Raw genomic sequence first — 22,844 nt, 5'->3', positions numbered from 1 at the left:
CATGACGGACAAGATGGCCCTGGCCAAGGCGATCAACGAGTCGCTGCGGCACGCCCTGGACGCGGACCCGAAGGTCGTCGTCATGGGCGAGGACGTCGGCAAGCTCGGCGGCGTGTTCCGGGTGACGGACGGCCTGCAGAAGGACTTCGGCGAGAGCCGCGTCATCGACACCCCGCTCGCCGAGTCGGGCATCGTCGGTACGGCGATCGGCCTGGCCCTGCGCGGCTACCGCCCGGTGGTGGAGATCCAGTTCGACGGCTTCGTCTTCCCGGCGTACGACCAGATCGTCACGCAGCTCGCGAAGATGCACGCCCGCTCGCTGGGCAAGGTCAAGCTCCCCGTCGTCGTGCGCATCCCCTACGGCGGCGGCATCGGCGCCGTGGAGCACCACTCGGAGTCCCCGGAGTCGCTGTTCGCCCACGTGGCGGGCCTGAAGGTGGTCTCCCCGTCGAACGCGTCGGACGCGTACTGGATGATGCAGCAGGCCATCCAGAGCGACGACCCGGTGATCTTCTTCGAGCCCAAGCGGCGCTACTGGGACAAGGGCGAGGTCGACACCGAGGCGATCCCGGGCCCGCTGCACACCGCGCGCGTGGTGCGCGAGGGCACGGACCTCACGCTCGTGGCGTACGGCCCGATGGTGAAGCTCTGCCGGGAGGTCGCCGACGCGGCGGCCGAGGAGGGCCGCTCCCTGGAGGTGCTGGACCTGCGCTCGGTCTCCCCGATCGACTTCGACTCGATCCAGGCGTCGGTGGAGAAGACCCGCCGCCTGGTCGTCGTCCACGAGGCACCGGTGTTCTTTGGTTCCGGCGCGGAGATCGCCGCGCGGATCACGGAGCGCTGCTTCTACCACCTGGAGGCCCCGGTGCTGCGGGTGGGCGGCTACCACGCCCCGTACCCGCCGGCCCGCCTGGAGGAGTCCTACCTCCCGGACCTGGACCGGGTGCTCGACGCCGTCGACCGCTCGCTGGCGTACTGAGGAGAGGGCCGTGACGACGATGACGAACGCGTCCGTACGCGAGTTCAGGATGCCGGACGTGGGCGAGGGCCTCACCGAGGCCGAGATCCTCAAGTGGTACGTCCAGCCCGGTGACACGGTCACCGACGGCCAGGTGGTCTGCGAGGTCGAGACGGCGAAGGCGGCCGTCGAACTGCCCATCCCCTACGACGGTGTGGTCCGCGAGCTGCACTTCCCCGAGGGCACCACGGTGGACGTGGGCACGTCCATCATCGCGGTGGACGTCGCGGGTGGCGCGGCGCCGGTGGTGGAGGAGGAACCCGCCCCTGCCGCCGAGCCCGAGGAGCAGCCGGCGGCCCGCCAGCCGGTCCTGGTCGGCTACGGCGTGGCGACGTCCTCGACGCGCCGCCGCCCCCGCAGGACGCCGGCCCAGGACACCGCCGTCCAGCCGGAGCTGAACGGCCATGCCGCCCCCGCCGTCCCCCGGGAACGCCCGCTGGCGAAGCCGCCGGTGCGCAAGCTGGCGAAGGACCTGGGCGTCGACCTGACGACGGTCACCCCGACCGGCCCGGACGGCATCATCACCCGCGAGGACGTCCACGCGGCGGTGGCGCCTCCGGCTCCGCAGGAGACCGCCCCGGCCACCGCCGTACCGGTCGCCGCCCCCGCGGCCCCGGTGTCGTACGACACCGCCCGCGAGACCCGCATCCCGGTCAAGGGGGTCCGCAAGGCCACGGCGGCGGCGATGGTCGGCTCGGCGTTCACGGCGCCGCACGTCACGGAGTTCGTGACGGTGGACGTGACGCGGACGATGAAGCTGGTCGAGGAGCTGAAGCAGGACAAGGAGTTCACGGGCCTGCGCGTGAACCCCCTCCTGCTGATCGCCAAGGCCCTGCTGGTCGCGATCAAGCGCAACCCGGAGGTCAACGCCTCCTGGGACGAGGCGGCCCAGGAGATCGTGGTCAAGCACTACGTCAACCTGGGCATCGCGGCGGCCACCCCGCGCGGTCTGATCGTGCCGAACATCAAGGACGCCCACGCCAAGACGCTGCCGCAACTGGCCGAGTCCCTGGGTGAACTGGTGTCCACGGCCCGCGAGGGCAAGACCTCGCCGGCGGCGATGCAGGCGGGCACGGTCACGATCACCAACGTCGGCGTCTTCGGCGTCGACACGGGCACGCCGCTCCTCAACCCCGGCGAGTCCGCGATCCTCGCGGTCGGCGCGATCAAGCCCCAGCCATGGGTCCACAAGGGCAAGGTGAAGCCCCGCCAGGTCACCACCCTGGCGCTCTCCTTCGACCACCGCCTGGTCGACGGCGAGCTGGGCTCCAAGGTCCTGGCGGACGTGGCGGCGGTCCTGGAGCGGCCGAAGCGGTTGATCAGCTGGGCATGAGGGCTGTGAACCGCTAGGTTCATGAGACAGGAGGGGCGCCGCAACTTCGGATTGCGACGCCCCTCCTGCTGTACCGGCCCTACGGAAGCACGTACACCGGAGCCGCGTCCTCGGCCCCGCCCCGCGAGCGAATGCAGGCGTGCTTGCGCAGCAGCCTCAGACACTCGTTGACGCGCCGCACGGAAAGCCCCGTACGGGCGGCGATCGACTCCAGCGGCTCGCGCAGCTCACCCTGCTCAAGGTGTGGCGGCCTTCCTGCTGCACTGCTTCGATCACCTCGGCCACCCACTGTTTGAAGGGTGCGCAGGCCGGTTTCGTGCAGGCGTTGACGAGCAGGATCAGGCCTTGCAGATCGATGAGCTGAAGGTCTCGGCGCCAGCTCCTACCTGCGGGAATGCTGAGACAGTGACTTCCAGTCACTGTCTCGAGATTGTCTCGACGATCTTCCGGAACATGGTCGAGGAGTGCCTTGCGAGGGGTGGTGTACCCCAGTGACTTGCAGACGTCCACCGCCGGGAACCAGTGGCTTCCGTTCGGCATGGTCAGCCGCCGGATCCGCTCTCCGGTCGCCGCGTAGACGAAGTCGCTGATGTCGATGGCCCCGGTCCGTTCGGTGGAGCCGGGCTGTTTGCTGGGTTCGTCCATCGAGTTTCTCCTTCGTGGATACCCCGTCCTTCAGGGCGGGGTGGGGGCACCTCCCGCTTGTGGGGGAGAAACGAAGCTCCTGCGGAGCAGGGCAAGGAAAGCCGGTTCGCCGCCAGGGCGGGCCCGCGTCTACCTCCAGCTGCCCGCATCCTTCACAAACTGATGGTCCAGTATGTGAGATATGGGAACCGCCCATGTGAAGCGGGCGTTCAAGTACCGCTTCCATCCGACCGATGCGCAGGCAGCCGAGCTGTCGCGCACGTTCGGGTGTGTGCGGAAGGTCTACAACCTGGCCCTCGCCGCCCGCACTCAGGCGTGGACGCGGCAGGAGCGGGTGAACTACAACCAGACGTCGGCGATGCTGACGGCCTGGAAGAAGACCGAGGAACTCGCGTACCTCAACGACGTCTCCTCCGTCCCCCTGCAGCAGGCCCTGCGCCACCTCCAGACGGCGTTCACCCACTTCTTCGGCAAGCGGGCGAAGTACCCGCGGTTCAAGTCGCGGAAGAAGTCGAGGAAGTCGGCGGAGTACACCACCAGCGCGTTCCGGTTCCAAGACGGCAGGCTGACGCTGGCGAAGATGGCCCGGCCGCTCGACATCGTGTGGTCCCGTCCACTCCCGGAGGGAGCGTCGCCGTCCACGGTGACCGTGTCGCAGGACGCGGCCGGACGCTGGTACGTGTCCCTGCTGGTCGAGGACCCGACGGTTCAGCCGCTCCCGGCCACCGATACGGCCGTCGGTGTCGACGTCGGACTCGACCACCTGCTGACCCTCTCCACCGGGGAGAAGGTCGCCAACCCCCGGCACGAGCGGCGCGACCGCGCCCGTCTCGCCAAGGCCCAGCGGCAGCTCGCCCGCAAGGCCAAAGGCGACGGCGCCAACCGCCGTAAGGCCCGTCAGAAGGTCGCCAAGGTCTACGCCCGGATCACCGACCGGCGCCGGGACAACCTCCACAAGCTCACCACTCGACTCGTTCGTGAGAACCAAACGATCGTGATCGAGGACCTCACCGTTCGGAACATGGTGAAGAACCACAGCCTGGCCCGCGCCATCAGCGACGCGGCCTGGGCCGACTTCCGGAGCCTGCTGGAGTACAAGGCCCAGTGGTACGGCCGCGAAGTGATCGCGGTCGACCGCTGGTTCCCCTCCTCCAGGCTGTGCTCCACCTGCGGCATCCTGCGGGACAAGATGCCGCTGAACGTCCGCACCTGGACGTGCGGCTGCGGGACGACCCACGACCGGGACGTGAACGCGGCGAAGAACATCCTGGCTGCCGGGCTGGCAGTGTCTGTCTGCGGAGCTGGCGTAAGACCTCAACGGAGTACTCCGGGCGGGCGGCCGGTGATGAAGCAGAAACCCCTACGGCGCGAGCCGTAGGAATTCCCCTCCTTCAGGAGGGGAGGAAGCCAAATGAACCACCTCCGCTGCGGAACGTAGGGCGCAAAGGAGGGCATATGCCGGCCAGTTCGATGATGTTCAGGACTGCGAGCGAAAGTGAACGAAACCGCTGCGGCGGCTCATGACGACGTGTATGGCGGATACCCGAGGCGATGGTGAGGTCGTCGGGGCGGTGACATTTCTCGGCACCGCTCTCCACCTGCGTAAACGCTGAGACCGTAACCTCCAGTTACGGTCTCGGACATCTCTCGGCGTCCCCGCGCCGAAGGCATGCGAAAGGGGCCCACCCGCGCCGGGTGGACCCCTTTCCGGTTCGGCGGTGTCAGATCTTGCCGAAGCCGTAGCCCAGGAGCTTCTTCGCGTCCTTCTCGCGCTGGGCGGACGACGACGAGGCGAGGACCGTGCCGATGACCGTCTTGCCGTTGCGGGTCGCGGCGAAGACCAGGCAGTACTTGGACACCGAGCCGGAGCCGGTCTTCACGCCGATCGTGCCGCTGTAGCTGCTGAGCAGCGAGTTCGTGTTGGTCCACGGCGCCATCGTGCGGGTGCTGCCCGTCTTGGTCTTCGTCTTCGCCGTGTACTTCTTCGTCTTCACGATCGAGCGGAACGTGGAGCTCTTCATCGCGCTGCTCGCGATCTTCGTCAGATCGCGCGGCGTCGAGTAGTTGCTGCCGTTCCCGATGCCGTCGAAGGAGTCGAAGTGGGTGTTCTTCAGGCCCAGCTTCTTCGCCTCGGAGTTCATCTTGCCGATGAACGACTTCACGCGGGCCGCACGCGTCGTGCCCGAGCCGAACTTGTCCGCGAGCGCGTACGCCGCGTCGCAGCCGGACGGCAGCATCAGCCCGTACAGCAGCTGGCGCACGGTGACCTTGTCACCGACGATCAGCCGTGCGGACGAGGCGTTCTTCGACACGATGTAGTCGCTGTACGCCTTCTGGATCGTGACCTTGGTGTCGAGGTTCAGGTTCTTCTGCGCCAGCACCACCTTCGCGGTCATGATCTTCGTCGTCGAGCCGGTCGAACGACGCGTGTCGGCCGCCTTCGTGTACAGCGACTTGCCGTTCGCGTTGTTCATCACGAAGCCGCCCTTGGCGACGATGGACGGCGCGGCGGCGGCCTGCGCGGGCGCGGCGTAGAGGGCCCCGGAGGCGAGCAGGGCGCCGGTGGTCACGGCGACGCCGGCGGCTCTGCGGACACGGAAGCCCTGAATGTCGATCTTCAAGTCGAATACCCCGATTACCTGGAATGACCGTACCCTGCGGCCAAGTTGAGGCGCGGCCCATAAAGGGGCCGCGTCTTTCTGACTCGCGGTGCGTGCGGATGGTTGTGCGTGAATCGGGGTCACTTCGGACTTCTTGGAGTCCGCATCGTGGATGGATTCTTCCATGCGCGCGTGTTGTATCTATCCTGTCCGCATGACCAGCCTGGCCCCCGTGAAGCAACCCCCCGCCGCCGACCGCGTCTACACCCACGTCAAGCAGAGCGTCCTGGACCGCCGCTACGAGGGCGGGACACTGCTCACCGAAGGCGAGCTGGCCGAGGCCGTGGGGGTCTCGCGGACCCCCGTGCGCGAGGCGCTGCTGCGGCTGCAGGCCGAAGGGCTGCTCAAGCTCTACCCGAAGAAGGGCGCCCTCGTCCTGCCCGTCTCCGCGCAGGAGATCGCCGACGTCGTCGAGACCCGGCTGCTCGTCGAGGAGCACGCCGTCAGGAAGGCCGTACCCGCGCCGCCCGGTCTCGTCGAGCGGCTGGAGGAGCTGCTCGCCCGGCAGGAGGAGCAGGCCGCGGCCGGTGACTTCGCCGCGGCCTCCGTCACCGACCGGTGTTTCCACGCCGAGATCGTCCGCAGCGGCGGCAACGAGATCCTCTCCCGCCTCTACGACCAGCTCCGCGACCGTCAGCTCCGGATGGGCGTCGCCGTGATGCACTCCCACCCGGACCGGATCGCCAAGACCCTCGCCGAGCACGGGGAGATCCTTCGGGCGCTGCGCTCCGGCGACGCGGAGGCGGCCGTCGGGGTCGTCCACCGGCACGTCGGCTGGTTCTCCCACCTGGCCAGGGGTGAGGTGCGATGAACGGCACGCTGCCCGGGGATCCTCCCGGCGGACGGCGCGCCCTCGCCGTGTGGGGGATCGGCGTCTCGGTCTACTTCGTCGCCGTCATCTTCCGTACGTCGCTGGGTGTGGCCGGCCTCGACGCCGCCGACCGCTTCGACGTGGGCGCCTCCGCCCTGTCCACCTTCTCCATCCTCCAGCTGCTGGTCTACGCGGGCATGCAGATACCCGTCGGGCTGCTGGTCGACCGGCTCGGCACCAAGAAGGTGCTGGGCATCGGCGTGGTGCTGTTCACGGCCGGGCAGCTCGGCTTCGCGTTCTCACCGTCGTACGGCATGGCGCTCGCCTCACGGGCACTGCTCGGCTGTGGTGACGCGATGACGTTCATCAGCGTGCTGCGGCTGGGCACCCGGTGGTTCCCGGCCCGGCGCGGGCCGCTGATCGCGCAGATGGCGGGGCTGGTCGGAATGGCGGGCAACCTCGTCTCCACGCTGGTCCTCGCGCGGCTGCTGCACGGCATCGGCTGGACGGCGGCGTTCGCGGGGAGCGCGGTGGCCGGTGCCGTGGTGTTCGTGCTGCTCCTGTTCTTCCTCAAGGACCATCCCGAGGGGTACGGACCGGAGCCGGTGCCGCACCAGGGGGCTGCTTACGTACGCCGTCAGATCGCCGCCTCCTGGCGGGAGCCGGGGACACGGCTGGGACTGTGGGTGCACTTCACGACCCAGTTCCCGGCGATGGTGTTCCTGCTGCTGTGGGGGATGCCGTTCCTGGTGGAGGCGCAGGGGCTGTCGCGGGCGGTCGCCGGAGAGCTGCTGACTCTCGTCGTGCTGTCCAACATGGCCTTCGGGCTCGTCTACGGCCAGGTCATCGCCCGGCACCACGGGGCGCGGCTGCCGCTGGCGCTGGGGACGGTGGGGGCGACGGCGGTGCTGTGGGCCGCGACGTTGGTCTATCCGGCGGACACGGCGCCGATGTGGCTGCTGGTGGTGTTGTGCGTGGTGCTGGGGGCCTGCGGGCCGGCGTCGATGATCGGGTTCGACTTCGCGCGGCCGGCGAATCCGGCTGAGCGGCAGGGGACGGCGTCGGGGATCACGAACATGGGGGGGTTCGTGGCTTCCATGACGACGCTGTTCGCGGTCGGGGTGCTGCTGGACGCGACGGGGGACGACTATGCCGTCGCCTTCTCCTCCGTGTTCGTGCTGCAGGTGTTGGGCGTCACCCAGATTCTGCGGTTGCGGAGGCGGGCGGTGCGCAGGGAGCGGGAGCGGTTGGTGACGAGCCGGGTGAGCTCGGTGCACGTGCCTGTGTGACGGCGCCCGGTGCGGGGGCTGGGCGGGGGTGGGGCGCGCGGCCCGGCGCTGCCGGGGTGCCGGCGCGCCCACCCGTGCCGCCCTGCGGCACGACTGCCCGCGGCTACGGGGTGACCGCGAAGTGGCGGAGGATCGCTGTCGCCAGGTCCAGGTCGCCCTCCGTCTTCACCCTGTCCGTCACCGCTTCCGCCGTCACGCGGCCGCAGGCCAGGCGGACGTAGGTTTCCCAGTCGAGGATGAGGGTGGCGGCCGGGCCGAGGGCCGGGGCCGTTTCCAGGGTGCCCCGGCCCTGGATGTCGACGCGGATGGTGCGGAGGAACTCCACGGGACCGTGGACGTCGAGGACCACGGCCGAGCTGCGCGGCGCCTGCGCCAGCTCGGCGACCACGCGCGGCAGCTCGGCGAGCAGCACGTCACGGGCGATGTGCGCGCCGGGGGAGTCGAGGTTGCCGGGGCGGCCGAGGGCCGTGCGCAGGTCCTGCTCGTGCGCCCACACGTCGAAGGCGTGCCGGCGCATCGACTCCTCCAGCGTCAGCTCCGTACCCAGCGGGCCGCGCACCTTGGTGCCGGGCTCGCGGTTCTCGTTCCGCAGCTGACGGTTGCGGCGGATGATCGAGAGCTCCAGCTCGGAGGTCATCTCGGGCGCCGTGTGGTGGCGGCGCACGTCGACCTGCATCTCCATGTACCGCTGGTGGTCGTTGGTGACGTGGAACAGGTCGCGCGGCAGCGTGTGGATGGGGCGGGGGTCTCCGTACATCTCGGAGTCCAGACCGATGACGTGCGAGACGACGTCGCGGACCGACCAGCCCGGGCACGGCGTCCGCCGGTTCCAGTCGGCCTCCGGGAGCGGCTGCACCAGCTCGGATATCGCCTCGATGGAGTGGGTCCAGGCGTCGGCGTAGGGCTGGAGGGTGGGATGCAGACTCACGGAAACGGGACCCCTCGGCGGTCGGTACACGGGCAGGTTGTGGCGGCGGTGCCAGTGGGCGGTGGCTGCACTCGGCGGGTGTCTTGGGACGCTAAGTTACGCTGCTGTGAGGCACCCCGGCAGTGCTTTCGTGTGACGATCGTAGGCCCGTGTGCGCGGGTCGAATGCCAGGACGGTGGTAGTGTGCGCGCTTCCTTGCTCCAAGTCGCCGTGAACGAGGACGAATCAGTCGAATCGCGTCGGCTCCGGGTCGCCGGGATGGTACGGGACCAGGCCGGGGCCGATCTCGTCGTGCTGCCGGAGCTGTGGACCACGGGCGCGTTCGCGTACGAGGAGTTCGGCAGTGAGGCGGAACCGCTCGAAGGGCCGACCTTCGAGGCGATGGCCGAGGCCGCGAGCGACGCGGGCGTGTGGCTGCACGCGGGCTCGATCCCCGAGCGTGCCCCTGACGGCACCCTCTACAACACCTCGCTCGTCCTCTCCCCCTCCGGTGAGCCGGCCGCCTCCTACCGCAAGATCCACCGCTTCGGCTTCGACAAGGGCGAGGCCGTGCTGATGGGGGCGGGTGACGCACTGGTGACGGTCCGTCTGCCGCACACCGTCGTCGGTGTGGCGACCTGCTACGACCTCCGTTTCCCCGAACTCTTCCGCGGTCTCGTCGACGCCGGCGCCGAGACCCTCGTCGTCCCGGCGGGCTGGCCGGAGCGCCGCCGGTCCCACTGGACGCTGCTGGCCAGGGCACGGGCGGTGGAGAACCAGTCGTTCGTCCTCGCGTGTGGAACGGCCGGGACGCACGCGGGAGTTCCGCAGGCGGGTCACTCGATCGTGGTGGATCCGTGGGGCGAGGTCCTGGCCGAGGCGGGCCCCGGCGAGCAGATCCTCACGGTCGACTTCGACCCCACCACGGTGGCGGGCACCCGCGAACGCTTCCCGGCCCTCAAGGACCGTGTCCTGGGCCTGGACCGCCCCCACCGCTGACCGGGCCCCGGTTCTCCCGCTCCGGGCCGGGGGCTAATCCTCCTGCTCCGGGCCGGGGTCTAGTCCTCCCGCGCCGGGCCGGGGTCTAGTCCTCCCGCTCCTTCTCCGCCAGGCTGATCACGCACACCGTCACCGCGATCAGCAGCGACGGGTCCGCGTCCTCGCGTACGACGTCGACGGCGTAGGTGTCCCGTACGCTCAGCAGCCGCCGGGAGATCACGGCGAGCAGTTCGCCGTCGTACTCGACGGCGAACTCCCGGTCGAGGATCCGGCCGCTGACGTCCAGTTCGGTGCCGCCGTCCGCCAGGGCCACCCGGTAGTGGTTGCGCAGCAGCGACAGCCGCCTGCGCCGGACCGTCGCCAGGGGCTCCCCGCCGCGTTCGATCACCATCGTGTCGCGCAGGGCGAACATCTTCTGGCGGATGTCGATGAGGACGCGCCCCTCGGTGTCCTTCAGTTCGAAGGTGTCCCGCAGCCGCATCGCCTTGCCGTCGACGAGGAAGACCTTGTTCCCCTGGTCGTCCTCGATCCAGTAGTCGTCCCCGATCCCGAGGATCCGGTCCCGCACCAGGAATCTCATGCCGCCAGCCCTTCCCCGCGCCCGGTTCCGGGACACGGGCACTAGCCCGACGGGCTGACCCCTCCGGGCACGACGAAGGGCGCGGGAGAGACGTTCTCCCGCGCCCTTCGGTGGGGCCGGCCGGCCGGTCGGTCAGACCCCGTACCCGTCGCTGTAGCCGTCCCGGGTGCGGGTGGTGTCGTCGACGACCGGGGTGGTCGGGGGCACCACGACCCGCCTGCGCCGGGCGATGCTGCTGAACGTCGCGACGCCGATCAGACCGACGATCATGAAGATGACGCCGACCAGGTCAAGGTTGACACCCTGCATGTCCCAGTCGGTCGCGAACGTGAGGATTGCTCCCACGGCGATGAGGATGATGCATCCGCCGAGGCCCATGAGTGTCGCCTCCCTGTCCGGTGTTTCCGGTGCGGACCGGGTACCCGGGCGGGCGTCACCCATGCGCCTCAGGGCGGTCGACTAGCCGTCGAGGAACGCGACGAGGGCGTTCGCGAGCAGGAACGGGTCCTGCGCGCCGCACAGTTCGCGGGCGCTGTGCATCGACAGGATGGCCACGCCGATGTCGACGGTCCTGATGCCGTGCCGGGCGGCGGTGATCGGGCCGATGGTGGTGCCGCACGGCATCGCGTTGTTGGAGACGAAGGACTGGAACGGGACGTCCGCCTTCTCGCAGGCCGCCGCGAAGACCGCCCGTCCGGAACCGTCCGTGGCGTAGCGGTTGTTGACGTTGACCTTGAGGAGGGGGCCGCCGTCGACGCGCGGGTGGTGCGTCGGGTCGTGCCGCTCCGCGTAGTTGGGGTGGACGGCGTGGCCGGTGTCGGAGGAGAGGCAGACGGTGCCGGCGAAGGCGCGGGCCCGGTCCTCGTACGATCCTCCGCGCGCGAACACCGAACGCTCCAGGACGCCGCCGAGCAGCGGGCCGTCCGCACCGGTGTCGGACTGGGAGCCGTTCTCCTCGTGGTCGAAGGCGGCGAGGACGGGGATGAAGGAGAGGCCGGAGCCCTTGGCGGCCACGGCGGCGAGCGCGGCCGTGCCGGCGTGCACGGAGAGCAGGTTGTCCATGCGTGGGCCGGCCACCAGCTCGCGGTCGCGGCCCAGGTAGGCGGGTGCCTCGACGGAGTGCACCATCAGGTCCCAGCCGGTGACCTCGCCGGACGGGAGCCCGGCGGTCTCCTCCAGGAAGGCGATCAGGTCGCCGTCGCGCACGTCGTCGCCCATGCCCCACACCGGCTGCATGTGCCGCTGCTTGTCGAGCTTGAGGCCGTCGGCGTTGACCGAGCGGTCCAGGTGGATGGCGAGCTGGGGGACCCGCAGCAGGGGGCGGTCGACGTTGACCAGCCGGGTGGAGCCGTCGCGCAGGGAGAGCCGGCCGGCCAGGCCCAGGTCGCGGTCGAGCCAGGAGTTGAGCAGCGGCCCGCCGTAGATCTCCACGGCGACCTGGCGCCAGCCGTGCGCCCCGCTGTCGGGCCGGGGCTTGACGCGCAGGTTGGGGGAGTCGGTGTGGGCGCCGACGATCCGGAAGGGGGTGTGCGCGCCCGCGCCCTCGGGGACGTACCAGGCGATGATCGCACCGCCGCGCAGCACGTACTTGCCGCCTGCCGACCCGTCCCAGGCGTCCGTCTCCGCGACCTGCCGGAAGCCCGCCTTCTCCAGCCGCTCGGCGGCGTTCGCCACGGCGTGGTACGGCGTGGGGCTCGCCGCCAGGAAGGACATCAGGTCGTCGGTGTGGCCGCGGTCGAAGCGGGAGGGTGCGCTCATGGGTTCACCTTAACGAGGACGAGGGCCCGCTTCCCTGTGCGGGAGCGGGCCCTCGGGCGGGGTCCGGCCGGATCCCGTGGGGTCTGTCCGGGGAGGTCCCGGGAGGCCCGGAGAGGTCCGGAGGAGATCCGGGAGGTCCGGAGAAGAGCAGAGAGATCCGGAGGAGGTCCGGGAGGTCCGGAGGAGGTCCGGGAGGTCCCGGAAGGGGCTAGAACGCCGCCTCGTCCAGCTCCATCAGGTCCAGCTCGACGCCCTCGGCGACCTTGCGGGCCAGGGTGACGCCGGGCAGGACGTTGGCCGCGAAGAACTTCGCCGCGGCGATCTTGCCGGTGTAGAAGGCGACGTCCCTGGCGGAGGCCGTCGGGAGCTTCTCGGCGGCGATCGCGGCACCGCGCAGGAGCAGGTAACCGACGATCACGTCACCGGACGCCATCAGCAGACGGGTGGTGTTCAGGCCCACCTTGTAGATGTTCTTGACGTCCTGCTCGGTGGCCGCGAGGTCGGTGAGCATCAGGCCGACGATGGCCTCCAGCTCGACGGCCGCCTTGGCCAGGTGCTCGCGGGCCGTGCCGAGCTCCTCGCCGCCCTCGCCGAGCGCCAGGAACTTCTTGATGTCCTCGGCCAGCGAGTTCAGTGCCGCGCCCTGGTTGCGGACGATCTTCCGGAAGAAGAAGTCCTGGCCCTGGATCGCGGTGGTGCCCTCGTACAGGGTGTCGATCTTGGAGTCCCGGATGTACTGCTCGATCGGGTACTCCTGGAGGAAGCCGGAGCCGCCGAAGGTCTGCAGCGACTGGGCGAGCTGCTCGTAGCCCTTCTCGGAGCCGTAGCCCTTGACGATCGGCAGCAGCAGGTCGTTGAGGGCGTGCTCGGTCCTCGTGTCCTCGCCCGCCGCCTCCTTCACCGCGATCGCGTCCTGCACCGACGCCGTGTACAGCACCAGCGCGCGCATGCCCTCCGCGTACGCCTTCTGCGTCATCAGCGAGCGGCGCACGTCGGGGTGGTGGGTGATGGTGACCTTGGGCGCGGACTTGTCCATGAAGTTGGCCAGGTCCGGACCCTGGACGCGCTCCTTGGCGTACTCCAGCGCGTTGAGGTAGCCCGTCGACAGCGTGGAGATCGCCTTCGTGCCGACCATCATGCGGGCGAACTCGATGATGCGGAACATCTGGCGGATGCCGTCGTGCTTGTCGCCGATCAGCCAGCCCTTGGCGGGGTGGCGGTCGCCGAAGGTCATCTCGCAGGTGTTGGAGGCCTTCAGGCCCATCTTGTGCTCGACGTTGGTGGCGTAGGCGCCGTTGCGCTCGCCCAGCTCGCCGGTCTCGAAGTCGAAGAGGTACTTCGGGACGAGGAAGAGGGACAGGCCCTTGGTGCCGGGTCCGGCGCCCTCGGGACGCGCGAGCACGTAGTGGAGGATGTTCTCCGACATGTCGTGCTCACCGGAGGTGATGAACCGCTTCACGCCCTCGATGTGCCAGGAGCCGTCCTCCTGCCGCACGGCCTTGGTGCGGCCCGCGCCCACGTCCGAGCCGGCGTCCGGCTCGGTGAGGACCATGGTGGAGCCCCACTGCTTCTCGACGGCGATCCGCGCGATCCTCTTCTGCGTCTCGTTGCCCTCGTCGTGCAGGATCCCGGCGAAGGCCGGGCCGGAGGAGTACATCCACACGGCCGGGTTGGCGCCCAGGATCAGCTCCGCGTACGCCCAGATCAGCGACGGGGGAGCCGTGGTGCCGCCGACGCCCTCGGGCAGGCCCAGGCGCCAGTACTCGGAGTCCATGAAGGCCTGGTAGCTCTTCTTGAAGGACGCCGGGACCGGCGCGGTGTTGGTCTCCGGGTCGAAGACCGGCGGGTTGCGGTCGGCGTCCGTGAAGGACTCCGCGAGCTCGTTCTCCGCGAGCCGGGTCAGCTCCTCGAGGATGCTCTTCGCGGTGTCGACGTCCATCTCGCCGAACGGACCCGTGCCGTACAGCTTGTCGCGTCCGAGCACCTCGAAGAGGTTGAACTCGATGTCGCGGAGATTCGACTTGTAGTGCCCCATGGCGACGGCTCCGTTGGAGAGGTATCGGCGAGGCGCTGACTCCTCGCGACTGATTCACGTGATTCACGTACCGGCAAGTAGCTACGATGATGCTACCCGTCGGTAATAAGAAGCAACCCCGATCCGGACATCTGTGACCCAGCCCTCCCGCCGGATCAGTAGTCTGTGCGGCATGTACGGCTACGACCAGAGCGCAGGGGCACAGCAGGGTTACGTCCCGCCGCAGCAGCAGATGCAGGGCGGGTACGGACAGCAGGCGCCGCTGTATCCGGAGCCGTCCGCGCCCTCGCTCGCCGACGCGGTGCGCGCGTTCACCACCGGACAGATGGCGGCCGAGGACTTCCAGCAGGTCTTCGCCACCTCCAAGGTCTACTGCCCGCGCGGCGACAACCCCGGATTCCTCGCCCTGCACAACACCCAGCAGCCGGTGATCCCGATGTTCACCTCGCTGAAGGAGCTGCGGCGGTACGCGGGCAAGGAGTCCAAGTACTTCGTGATCACCGGCGCCGAGGTGATCGACCTGCTGCCCACGGGGTACGGCTTCGTGCTCGACATGGAGGGCGAGCACCGGATGGTGTTCGACGCGAAGGCCGTGGAGCAGATGGTCGAGTTCGCGATGCGCCGCATGTACGGCTGAAGCCGTCGCTGCGCGGACGGCTGACCCGCGCCGCCCTGATGCGGAGCCCGGAGGGAATTCCCTCCGGGCTTTCCGCGTTCGGGGTGGCAAGAAGTTCAACGCTCAACTAAAATGGGCGTACCCGAGGAGGTACCGACATGCCTGCAGTGACCGTCGAGAACCCGTTGACGCTGCCCCGTGTGACCGCGCCCGCCGACGCCGTGGCACGCCCCGTGCTCACCGTCACGACCGCGCCGAGCGGTTTCGAGGGCGAGGGCTTCCCGGTGCGCCGGGCGTTCGCCGGGATCAACTACCGCCATCTCGACCCGTTCATCATGATGGACCAGATGGGTGAGGTGGAGTACGCGCCCGGGGAGCCGAAGGGCACCCCCTGGCACCCGCACCGCGGCTTCGAGACCGTCACCTACATCATCGACGGGATCTTCGACCACCAGGACTCCCACGGCGGTGGCGGCACCATCACCAACGGCGACACCCAGTGGATGACGGCGGGTTCCGGCCTGCTGCACATCGAGGCGCCGCCGGAGCAGCTCGTCATGTCCGGCGGGCTCTTCCACGGGCTCCAGCTGTGGGTGAACCTCCCCGCCAAGGACAAGATGATGGCGCCGCGCTACCAGGACATCCGGGGCGGCAGCGTCCAGCTGCTCACCTCCCCCGACGGCGGCGCGCTGCTGCGCGTCATCGCCGGTGAGCTGGACGGCCACGAGGGTCCGGGCGTCACGCACACGCCGATCACGATGGTGCACGCGACGCTGGCGCCGGGCGCGGAGATCACCCTGCCCTGGCGCGAGGACTTCAACGGCCTCGCGTACGTCATGGCGGGCAGGGGCGCGGTCGGTGCCGAGCGCCGCCCGGTCCACGTCGGCCAGACGGCCGTCTTCGGCGCGGGTTCCTCGCTGACCGTCCGCGCGGACGGGAAGCAGGACTCCCGCACCCCGGACCTGGAGGTCGTCCTGCTCGGCGGCCGGCCCATCCGGGAGCCGATGGCCCACTACGGCCCGTTCGTGATGAACACCCGCGACGAGCTCCAGCAGGCCTTCGAGGACTTCCAGAAGGGCCGGCTCGGAACGGTGCCGGCGGTGCACGGCATGTCGGAGGGCGGACCGGCGGTCGGCAACGACGACGCCTGAGGACTGCCCGCGTCCGGCAGTGATCCCGGCCGCGTACGGACACGATGATGTCCGTACGCGGCCGGGTCGTTGAAGAGAGGGCGGACACCGATGGGCGAGCGCCGGGTACGGAAGATGCTGCGGCAGATGGAGAGCGGGGAGCCCGTACGGGTCACCAGCGCCATGCCGACCACGACGAAGCTCGCCCGGTTCGCCGCCATGGCCCGGAAGTTCGGCTACGCGTACGCGGACGTACGCCGGGGCGGCGGGCCGAAGGGCGACCAGTACCTGATCGTGATCGTGCCCGATCCCAGCCCCGAGGCCCGCGAGCGGGCCGCGCGCAACCGGGCGCGCTATCCGGGGGCCGCCCACGGCGGCGAGCTGCCGCGCCTCGCGCCCGAGGAGGTCGAGCTCCTCAAGGCCCGCATCACGTTCGACATCAGCACGATGTACACCGACAAGCAGATGATCCTGCTCGCCGGCATCGCCGCCGTCCCGCTGGCCCTGCCGTTCGGCCTCCTGCTCGGCTCGGGTGCCACGGCAGTCGTCCTCGCCGCCGTCTTCTGGGCGGCGCTGATGGCCCTCGTCCCCGTCGGACTCGCCGTCAGCCGTCGTTACCGGACCAGGTACGCCGCCGTCCTGCGGGCCGCGGGGTTCACACCGGTGACCGACCCGGCGGGCCGGCTGCGGTATGTGCCGCCGGGCGGCTGAGCCACCGGTCCGGACCGCTCAGCCGGGACCGGCCTCCTCCGTCTCGTACAGCTCGAACCAGATGCTCTTGCCCCTGCCGCGCGGGGCGACGCCCCAGGTGTGGGCGAGGAGCTCGATCAGGACCAGGCCGCGTCCCGAGGACGCCAGCTCGCCCGGCCTGCGCATGTGCGGCAGGTCGTCGCCGGCGTCGGTGACCTCGACGCGCATCCGGCGGCCGTCGCCGCCGCCGGTGACCTCGGCGAGCAGCAGGGCGTCGGTGTCGGTGTGCACGAGGACGTTGGTGAGCAGCTCCGACAGCAGCAGCACCGCCGAGTCCACCTGGTCCGGCGAGGACCAGTCGTGGAGCAGTTCGCGCAGTTGCCGGCGGGCCACCGAGACCTGCTCGGGCTCGGCCTGCGCCACCGTCAGTGCCGTGCGGCGCACCGGCTGGTCCACCGTGTCCGCCCCCATGCCGCAGCCGCGGCCCCCGCCCTCCCGGGACAGCAGCATCATGGCGATGTCGTCCTCGCGGCGGTCGGCGAGCGGGCCGGTGGTGTGGTGGGAGGAGGGGCCGTGCACCGCCTGCACCAGGGCGTCGGCCAGTTCCTCCTGGCTGCCCTCGTGCTCCTCGAGGACGGTGCGCAGCCGCCGCCAGCCGGTCTCCAGGTCGTGGCCGCCGGTCTCGATCAGCCCGTCCGTGCAGATCAGCATGGTCTCGCCGGACTCCAGGACGAACCGGGTGGTGGGGTAGTCGGCGTCCGGGTCGATGCCCAGCGGCGGCCCGCCCGCCGTCGGCCGGGCCAGCACCGTCCCGTCGGCCATGCGGATCACCGGTTCCGGGTGCCCGGCGCGGGCGGCCTCCAGCACCCCGCTCACCGGGTCGACCTCGACGTACAGACAGGTCGCGAAGCGGAACTCGGCGGGGTCCGCCTCGTCGATCCCGTGCAGGAAGCGGGAGGCGCGGGACAGGACGGCGTCGGGGCGGTGCCCCTCCGAGGCGTACGCCCGCAGAGCTATCCGCAGCTGGCCCATCAGCCCCGCCGCCCGTACGTCGTGGCCCTGGACGTCCCCGATGGCCAGGGCGAACCGCCCGCCGGGCAGCGGGATGACGTCGTACCAGTCGCCGCCCACCTGGAGTCCGCCGCCGGTGGGGACGTAGCGGGCGGCGACGCTCATGCCGGGGATGTCCGGGCCGAGTTTCGGCAGCATCGTGCGCTGCAGGTCCTCGCTCAGCGCCCGCTGGCTCTCGGCGGTGCCCGCGCGGGACAGCGCCTGCGCCAGCATCCGGGCGACCGTGGTCAGCACGGACCGCTCGTCGGGGGTGAAGGCGACCGGGTGGGCGAAGGTCGCCAGCCAGGCACCCATGGTGCGGCCGGACACGGTCAGCGGCAGGTACGCCCAGGACTGCCGTCCGAAGCGCTGGGCGAGCGGCCAGGTGAGCGGGTAGCGGGCCTCGTACTGCTCCGGGGAGGAGAGGTAGACCGCGCGGCCCGTGCGCACCACCTCGGCGGCCGGGTAGGCCGTGTTCAGCGACATGGAGGTGAACGGACGCTCGGACCCGGGCTCCTGGCCGTGGTGACCGATGATCGTGAGGTGGTCGCCCTCCACGCCGAACACGGCGAAGCCGTCCGGTGAGAAGCCCGGCATCGACAGGTTGGCCGCGACCCGCAGCACCTCCTGCGTCGACCGCGCCTCCGCCAGCGCCCGGCCCGCGTCCAGCAGGAACGCCTCGCGGGAGCGCCGCCAGTCGCCGGTGACCGCGTTGCGCCCGGCGGGTGTTCCCGGCCGGGGTTCGGCGACCTCCTGAAGGGTGCCGGTCAGGACGTACGCCTTGCGGGAGCGGTCGAAGGAGGGCTTGGAGCGGCTGCGCACCACCCGGACGACCCGCTTCTGGTCGTCCATGATCCGGATCCGTACCTCGGCGAGGGTGCCCTCGGCGACGGCGAGCTGGACCACTCCGGTGATCTCGTTCCAGTCGACGGGGTGCAGACGGGCCCGGACCTGGGCCTCCGTGAGGGTGACCTCTTCGGCGGGGAGTCCGAGCAGCCGTGCTGCCACGGCGTCGACCGTGACCAGCCCGGACGCGGTGTCCCAGTGCCACAGGCCGGTGTCGAGGGCGGCGAGGACGTCCCCCAGGGCGGGCAGGGGCTCACCAGTGCGCATTGCACCACTTTATGAAGACCGTGTCGAAAACTGCCACCGCGCCCGGCCGGTAATGACGGGGAAGCGATCTTGGACCGGCCGGTAGGCTTGGGGGGAGTTTCACGTGAAACGACGACCCCGATCCGCGAAGGCTGGATGAACGACGATGCATCGGTACAGGTCCCACACCTGCGGCGAGCTCCGCGCCTCTGACGTCGGCACCGACGTCCGGCTGAGTGGCTGGCTGCACAATCGGCGCGACCTGGGCGGCATCCTCTTCATCGATCTGCGCGATCACCACGGCATCACGCAGCTCGTGGCCCGCCCGGGCACCGAGGCGTACGAGGCGCTGGACAAGCTCTCCAAGGAGACCGTGGTCCGCGTCGACGGCAAGGTCGTCTCGCGCGGCACGGAGAACGTCAACCCCGAGCTGCCGACCGGTGAGGTCGAGGTCGAGGTCTCCGTGGTCGAGGTGCTGGGCGCCGCCGCCCCGCTCCCCTTCACGATCAACGCCGAGGACGGTGTCAACGAGGAGCGGCGCCTGGAGTACCGCTTCCTGGACCTGCGCCGCGAGCGCATGCACCGCAACATCATGCTGCGTACGCAGGTCATCTCGGCGATCCGCCACAAGATGACCGCGCTGGGCTTCAACGAGATGGCGACGCCGATCCTGAGCGCCACCTCCCCGGAGGGCGCCCGCGACTTCGTGGTCCCGTCCCGGCTGAACCCCGGCAGGTTCTACGCGTTGCCGCAGGCGCCGCAGCAGTTCAAGCAGCTGCTGATGATCTCCGGCTTCGACCGGTACTTCCAGATCGCGCCCTGCTTCCGTGACGAGGACGCCCGCGCGGACCGCTCGCCGGGCGAGTTCTACCAGCTCGACGTGGAGATGAGCTTCGTCGAGCAGGAGGACGTCTTCCAGCCGATCGAGAAGCTCATGACCGAGCTGTTCGAGGAGTTCGGCAACGGCCGTCATGTGACGTCCCCGTTCCCGCGCATCCCGTTCCGCGAGGCGATGCTGAAGTACGGCTCCGACAAGCCGGACCTGCGCGCCAAGCCGGAGCTCGTCGACATCACCGACATCTTCGAGGGCTCGGAGTTCAAGGCCTTCGCGGGCAAGCACGTACGTGCCCTGCCGGTGCCGGACGTCTCCGGCCAGCCCCGCAAGTTCTTCGACCAGCTCGGTGACTACGCGGTCTCCCAGGGCGCGAAGGGCCTGGCGTGGGTGCGCGTCGGCGAGGACGGCGCGCTGTCCGGCCCGATCGCGAAGTTCCTCACCGAGGAGAACGTCGCGGAGCTGACCAAGCGGCTCTCCCTGGCCCCCGGCCACGCGGTGTTCTTCGGCGCGGGCGAGTTCGACGAGGTCTCCAAGATCATGGGCGCGGTGCGGGTCGAGGCCGCCAAGCGCGCCGGCCAGTTCGAGGAGAACGTCTTCCGCTTCTGCTGGATCGTCGACTTCCCGATGTACGAGAAGGACGAGGAGACCGGCGCGATCGACTTCTCGCACAACCCGTTCTCGATGCCGCAGGGCGGTCTGGAGGCCCTGGAGACCCAGGACCCGCTGTCCATCCTCGGCTGGCAGTACGACATCGTCTGCAACGGCGTCGAGCTGTCCTCGGGCGCGATCCGGAACCACGAGCCGGAGATCATGCTCAAGGCGTTCGAGATCGCGGGCTACGACCGTGAGACGGTCGAGGAGAAGTTCGCCGGCATGCTCCGCGCGTTCCGCTTCGGCGCCCCGCCGCACGGCGGCATCGCGCCCGGCGTGGACCGCATCGTCATGCTCCTCGCCGACGAGCCCAACATCCGCGAGACCATCGCCTTCCCGCTCAACGGCAACGCCCAGGACCTGATGATGGGCGCGCCGACGGAGCTGGAGGAGGCCCGCCTGAAGGAGCTCCACCTGACGGTGCGCAAGCCTCAGCCGAAGTAGACCCCGGCAGTGGGGAAGGGCCCGGAACCGACCTCGGTTCCGGGCCCTTCCCCGTGCGCGCGGCCGACGCGGACCCGGACACGATGGCCACCGGGTCCGTCGGCGGGCGTCCTGCGCGCGGCTACCGCGCCACGAACTGGGTGAGGATCGCCTGGACCTCGTAGATGTCGACGCCCTTGGTGAAGGTCTTCTGGATGGGGGCCGGGGTGCCGGATATCCAGATCTTCAGTTCGGCGTCGAGGTCGAAGGTGCCGGCCGTCTCCACCGCGAAGTGGGTGATGCTGCGGTACGGGACGGAGTGGTACTCCACCTTCTTGCCGGTGATGCCCTGCTTGTCGACCATGATCAGGCGGCGGTCGGTGAACAGGATGGTGTCGCGGATCAGCAGGAACGCGGCGTGCACCTGCTCGCCGTGGCCCAGCAGACGGGCGTAGTCCTGCTGCGCCTGGGCCGGGTCGACGGTGTGCGCGTTGCCGAAGAGTGCCATGGACGAAATCCCCCCACGTGAGTGGTGACGGCCGGACCTCGGCCGTCTTCACGCGATCTTCGCGAACGGAAGGATCCGGGAGAAGGCTTCCCTCCGTCCTGGGACGCTGCTGTAGCGAGCGCGTTACGCGGCCGGCGTCTCCTCGGGACGCGGGAAGAGGACCGCGCCCGGCGCGGACCGTATGCGTCGTGCTCCCCGCCGACCGGCCCGGCACCGGCGGGAGCGACGCCTTTCCGCTCCACGGCGACGCCCAGGACCCGATGACGAGGGGAAAGCGGGGAGAAAAAATCTCCGCGCGCGGCAACCCTTCACCGTGCGGCGGCCACTGACAGGGCGTAACCCCGCTCCTCCCCCGTAAGGAAGCCCCGTGGCTGCTCGTTCCCACCGCCGGTCCCTCCGCTCCCGTCGTGCCGCCGTCGTCTGCGCGGCCGTCGTGGCCGCGGGCGCCGGCGCCGGTGTCTTCGTGATGAACGCCAACGCCGGGACCGTCGACCTGTACCACCAGACGCTCGCCGCGAAGGACGGCTGGGCGTCCTCCGGTACGGGCACCACCGGCGGCACGAAGGCCGACGCCGCCCACACCTTCACCGTCTCCACCCGCGCGCAGCTCGTGAAGGCGCTGGGCTCGGCGTCCGACACCACACCCCGCATCATCAAGATCAGCGGCATGATCGACGCCAACACCGACGACAGCGGCAAGAAGCTGACCTGCGCCGACTACGCCTCCGGCACCGGCTACTCGCTGTCGGCCTACCTCAAGGCCTACGACCCGGCCACCTACGGCCGCTCCAAGCTGCCCTCCGGCACCCAGGAGACGGCGCGCGCCGCCGCCCAGACCAAGCAGGCCAAGAACATCGTCCTCAAGGTCCCCGCCAACACGACGATCGTGGGCGTCCCCGGCACGAACGCCGGCCTCACCGGGGCCATGCTCCAGATCCAGAACGTGGACAACGTCATCGTCCGCAACCTGACCTTCGCCGCCACCGAGGACTGCTTCCCGCAGTGGGACCCGACCGACGGCGACGACGGCAACTGGAACTCCGACTACGACTCGGTGTCCCTGCGCGGCGCGACCCACGTGTGGGCGGACCACAACACGTTCACCGACGCGCCGCACTTCGACAGCGCCAACCCGGAGTACTTCGGCCGCGAGTACCAGATCCACGACGGCGCCCTCGACATCACCAAGGGCTCCGACCTGGTGACCGTCTCGCGCAACCAGTTCACCAACCACGACAAGACGATGCTGATCGGCGGCAGCGACACCGACAGCGTCGGCAAGCTGCGCGTCTCCCTCCACCACAACGTGTGGAAGGGCATCATGCAGCGCGCCCCGCTGGCCCGCATCGGCCAGATCCACATCTACAACAACTACTACGACGTCACGCCCCTCAACGGGTACGCGCCGCAGTACAGCATCAACTCCCGTGCCAAGGCCCAGGTCGTCGCGGAGAACAACTACTGGAAGCTGCCGTCCGGCGCGAAGGCCGCCAAGCTCCTCAGCGGTGACGGCACCGGCTCGGTCAAGGGCTCCGGCAACCTCGTCAACGGCACGGTGACCGACCTCGTCGCCGCCTACAACGCCGCCTCGTCCAAGGACCTGAAGACCACGGTCAACTGGACCCCCACCCTCACGGCGGGCCTGGAGGCCTCGGCGGGCAGCCTGCCGACGTCACTGGCGACGACGACGGGGGCGGGCGTGCTCAAGTAGCACCCGAGACGCGCGAGGGCCGGGAGACCACGAGCCCCCGGCCCTCGCGCACCCACACCGCGCGGCCCGCCGCGCCACGGACCGTGCGGGGCCCCGGACGCGT

At 70.0% G+C, this 22,844-nt stretch carries 19 protein-coding genes and 1 pseudogene; 11 read left to right on the top strand and 9 right to left on the bottom strand.

The window, feature by feature from the left end:
• The first annotated feature begins 1 nt into the window (after window position 1).
• Together ACIA6T_RS10755 and ACIA6T_RS10750 are read left to right on the top strand one after the other, a co-directional pair.
• On the top strand, window positions 2-979 hold the full coding sequence (locus ACIA6T_RS10755) for an alpha-ketoacid dehydrogenase subunit beta (RefSeq protein ID WP_399446205.1): 978 nt from the start codon (window positions 2-4) through the stop codon (window positions 977-979).
• 10 nt (window positions 980-989) lie between these two features.
• The gene (locus tag ACIA6T_RS10750; protein WP_399446204.1) at window positions 990-2,351 is read left to right on the top strand and encodes a dihydrolipoamide acetyltransferase family protein; all 1,362 of its coding nucleotides are present in this window, start codon (window positions 990-992) and stop codon (window positions 2,349-2,351) included.
• 79 nt (window positions 2,352-2,430) lie between these two features.
• On the opposite strand, the pseudogene ACIA6T_RS10745 reads toward ACIA6T_RS10750, so the two are convergent.
• Window positions 2,431-2,996, bottom strand: a pseudogene (locus ACIA6T_RS10745) (Bro-N domain-containing protein).
• A gap of 181 nt (window positions 2,997-3,177) precedes the next feature.
• Between ACIA6T_RS10745 and ACIA6T_RS10740 the strand changes: the two are divergent.
• Complete coding sequence (locus ACIA6T_RS10740; RefSeq protein ID WP_399446203.1) at window positions 3,178-4,374, top strand: RNA-guided endonuclease InsQ/TnpB family protein; 1,197 nt, start codon at window positions 3,178-3,180, stop codon at window positions 4,372-4,374.
• Between the two features lie 343 nt (window positions 4,375-4,717).
• Here the strand turns inward: ACIA6T_RS10740 and ACIA6T_RS10735 are convergent, their stop codons facing one another.
• The gene (locus tag ACIA6T_RS10735; protein WP_385051094.1) at window positions 4,718-5,617 is read right to left on the bottom strand and encodes a D-alanyl-D-alanine carboxypeptidase family protein; all 900 of its coding nucleotides are present in this window, start codon (window positions 5,615-5,617) and stop codon (window positions 4,718-4,720) included.
• A gap of 193 nt (window positions 5,618-5,810) precedes the next feature.
• On the opposite strand from ACIA6T_RS10735, the gene ACIA6T_RS10730 reads away from it, so the two are divergent.
• Window positions 5,811-6,467: a GntR family transcriptional regulator gene (locus ACIA6T_RS10730; protein WP_399446202.1), complete on the top strand. Its 657-nt coding sequence runs from the start codon at window positions 5,811-5,813 to the stop codon at window positions 6,465-6,467.
• A complete protein-coding gene (locus tag ACIA6T_RS10725; RefSeq protein ID WP_399446201.1) occupies window positions 6,464-7,756 on the top strand; it encodes a nitrate/nitrite transporter in 1,293 nt (430 codons plus the stop codon). The genes ACIA6T_RS10730 and ACIA6T_RS10725 overlap by 4 nt, the downstream gene beginning before the upstream one ends.
• A gap of 103 nt (window positions 7,757-7,859) precedes the next feature.
• On the opposite strand, the gene ACIA6T_RS10720 is transcribed toward ACIA6T_RS10725, so the two are convergent.
• A complete protein-coding gene (locus tag ACIA6T_RS10720) occupies window positions 7,860-8,684 on the bottom strand; it encodes a maleylpyruvate isomerase family mycothiol-dependent enzyme (RefSeq protein ID WP_399446200.1) in 825 nt (274 codons plus the stop codon).
• Window positions 8,685-8,867: 183 nt separating this feature from the next.
• On the opposite strand from ACIA6T_RS10720, the gene ACIA6T_RS10715 reads away from it, so the two are divergent.
• Entirely contained in the window at window positions 8,868-9,662 is a 795-nt protein-coding gene (locus tag ACIA6T_RS10715) for a carbon-nitrogen family hydrolase (RefSeq protein WP_399446199.1), read from the top strand.
• Between the two features lie 85 nt (window positions 9,663-9,747).
• Here the strand turns inward: ACIA6T_RS10715 and ACIA6T_RS10710 are convergent, their stop codons facing one another.
• The 4 genes from ACIA6T_RS10710 to ACIA6T_RS10695 form a co-directional block, all read right to left on the bottom strand.
• Window positions 9,748-10,242, bottom strand: coding sequence for an LURP-one-related/scramblase family protein (locus ACIA6T_RS10710; protein ID WP_399446198.1), 495 nt, complete (start codon window positions 10,240-10,242; stop codon window positions 9,748-9,750).
• Window positions 10,243-10,374: 132 nt separating this feature from the next.
• Entirely contained in the window at window positions 10,375-10,620 is a 246-nt protein-coding gene (locus ACIA6T_RS10705; protein ID WP_399446197.1) for a DUF6458 family protein, read from the bottom strand.
• An 81-nt stretch (window positions 10,621-10,701) separates the two neighbouring features.
• Window positions 10,702-12,000, bottom strand: coding sequence for a M18 family aminopeptidase (locus ACIA6T_RS10700; protein WP_399446196.1), 1,299 nt, complete (start codon window positions 11,998-12,000; stop codon window positions 10,702-10,704).
• Between the two features lie 208 nt (window positions 12,001-12,208).
• Complete coding sequence (locus ACIA6T_RS10695) at window positions 12,209-14,035, bottom strand: acyl-CoA dehydrogenase (protein ID WP_399446195.1); 1,827 nt, start codon at window positions 14,033-14,035, stop codon at window positions 12,209-12,211.
• 172 nt (window positions 14,036-14,207) lie between these two features.
• On the opposite strand from ACIA6T_RS10695, the gene ACIA6T_RS10690 reads away from it, so the two are divergent.
• The 3 genes from ACIA6T_RS10690 to ACIA6T_RS10680 all read left to right on the top strand — a co-directional run bounded on the left by ACIA6T_RS10690 (window position 14,208) and on the right by ACIA6T_RS10680 (window position 16,492).
• Window positions 14,208-14,672 carry an SseB family protein gene (locus ACIA6T_RS10690; protein WP_030856883.1) on the top strand — a complete coding sequence of 155 codons (465 nt, stop codon included), beginning with the start codon at window positions 14,208-14,210 and terminating at the stop codon, window positions 14,670-14,672.
• Window positions 14,673-14,809: 137 nt separating this feature from the next.
• Window positions 14,810-15,802 (top strand): pirin family protein, encoded by a 993-nt coding sequence (locus ACIA6T_RS10685; protein ID WP_399446194.1) that lies wholly within the window; start codon window positions 14,810-14,812, stop codon window positions 15,800-15,802.
• A gap of 90 nt (window positions 15,803-15,892) precedes the next feature.
• Window positions 15,893-16,492 carry a sulfurtransferase TusA family protein gene (locus tag ACIA6T_RS10680; protein WP_399446193.1) on the top strand — a complete coding sequence of 200 codons (600 nt, stop codon included), beginning with the start codon at window positions 15,893-15,895 and terminating at the stop codon, window positions 16,490-16,492.
• 18 nt (window positions 16,493-16,510) lie between these two features.
• Here ACIA6T_RS10680 and ACIA6T_RS10675 read toward each other — a convergent pair whose 3' ends face one another.
• Complete coding sequence (locus tag ACIA6T_RS10675; RefSeq protein ID WP_399446192.1) at window positions 16,511-18,634, bottom strand: SpoIIE family protein phosphatase; 2,124 nt, start codon at window positions 18,632-18,634, stop codon at window positions 16,511-16,513.
• 145 nt (window positions 18,635-18,779) lie between these two features.
• Between ACIA6T_RS10675 and aspS the strand changes: the two genes are divergently transcribed.
• A complete protein-coding gene (gene aspS, locus ACIA6T_RS10670) occupies window positions 18,780-20,543 on the top strand; it encodes an aspartate--tRNA ligase (protein ID WP_399446191.1) in 1,764 nt (587 codons plus the stop codon).
• Between the two features lie 121 nt (window positions 20,544-20,664).
• Here aspS and ACIA6T_RS10665 read toward each other — a convergent pair whose 3' ends face one another.
• Window positions 20,665-21,030: a PH domain-containing protein gene (locus ACIA6T_RS10665; RefSeq protein ID WP_399446190.1), complete on the bottom strand. Its 366-nt coding sequence runs from the start codon at window positions 21,028-21,030 to the stop codon at window positions 20,665-20,667.
• A gap of 367 nt (window positions 21,031-21,397) precedes the next feature.
• Here ACIA6T_RS10665 and ACIA6T_RS10660 point away from each other — a divergent pair, with 367 nt between their 5' ends.
• The gene (locus ACIA6T_RS10660) at window positions 21,398-22,741 is read left to right on the top strand and encodes a polysaccharide lyase family 1 protein (RefSeq protein WP_399446189.1); all 1,344 of its coding nucleotides are present in this window, start codon (window positions 21,398-21,400) and stop codon (window positions 22,739-22,741) included.
• Window positions 22,742-22,844 lie beyond the last annotated feature (103 nt).

The organism is Streptomyces sp. NPDC051740, from assembly GCF_044453165.1.
Taxonomy (GTDB): domain Bacteria; phylum Actinomycetota; class Actinomycetes; order Streptomycetales; family Streptomycetaceae; genus Streptomyces; species Streptomyces atrovirens.
Note: the sequence above shows the minus strand (reverse complement) of the source record. Positions and strands in the feature narration are given on the sequence as shown.

Excerpts from the sequence above, each read along its gene's own strand:
- ACIA6T_RS10755 (WP_399446205.1), top strand. The coding sequence starts at position 2 with ATGACGGACAAGATGGCCCTGGCCAAGGCGATCAACGAGTCGCTGCGG.
- ACIA6T_RS10740 (WP_399446203.1), top strand. The coding sequence starts at position 3,178 with ATGGGAACCGCCCATGTGAAGCGGGCGTTCAAGTACCGCTTCCATCCG.
- ACIA6T_RS10730 (WP_399446202.1), top strand. The coding sequence starts at position 5,811 with ATGACCAGCCTGGCCCCCGTGAAGCAACCCCCCGCCGCCGACCGCGTC.
- ACIA6T_RS10725 (WP_399446201.1), top strand. The coding sequence starts at position 6,464 with ATGAACGGCACGCTGCCCGGGGATCCTCCCGGCGGACGGCGCGCCCTC.
- ACIA6T_RS10710 (WP_399446198.1), bottom strand. The coding sequence starts at position 10,242 with ATGAGATTCCTGGTGCGGGACCGGATCCTCGGGATCGGGGACGACTAC.
- ACIA6T_RS10705 (WP_399446197.1), bottom strand. The coding sequence starts at position 10,620 with ATGGGCCTCGGCGGATGCATCATCCTCATCGCCGTGGGAGCAATCCTC.
- ACIA6T_RS10700 (WP_399446196.1), bottom strand. The coding sequence starts at position 12,000 with ATGAGCGCACCCTCCCGCTTCGACCGCGGCCACACCGACGACCTGATG.
- ACIA6T_RS10695 (WP_399446195.1), bottom strand. The coding sequence starts at position 14,035 with ATGGGGCACTACAAGTCGAATCTCCGCGACATCGAGTTCAACCTCTTC.
- ACIA6T_RS10690 (WP_030856883.1), top strand. The coding sequence starts at position 14,208 with ATGTACGGCTACGACCAGAGCGCAGGGGCACAGCAGGGTTACGTCCCG.
- ACIA6T_RS10685 (WP_399446194.1), top strand. The coding sequence starts at position 14,810 with ATGCCTGCAGTGACCGTCGAGAACCCGTTGACGCTGCCCCGTGTGACC.
- ACIA6T_RS10680 (WP_399446193.1), top strand. The coding sequence starts at position 15,893 with ATGGGCGAGCGCCGGGTACGGAAGATGCTGCGGCAGATGGAGAGCGGG.
- ACIA6T_RS10675 (WP_399446192.1), bottom strand. The coding sequence starts at position 18,634 with ATGCGCACTGGTGAGCCCCTGCCCGCCCTGGGGGACGTCCTCGCCGCC.
- aspS (WP_399446191.1), top strand. The coding sequence starts at position 18,780 with ATGCATCGGTACAGGTCCCACACCTGCGGCGAGCTCCGCGCCTCTGAC.
- ACIA6T_RS10665 (WP_399446190.1), bottom strand. The coding sequence starts at position 21,030 with ATGGCACTCTTCGGCAACGCGCACACCGTCGACCCGGCCCAGGCGCAG.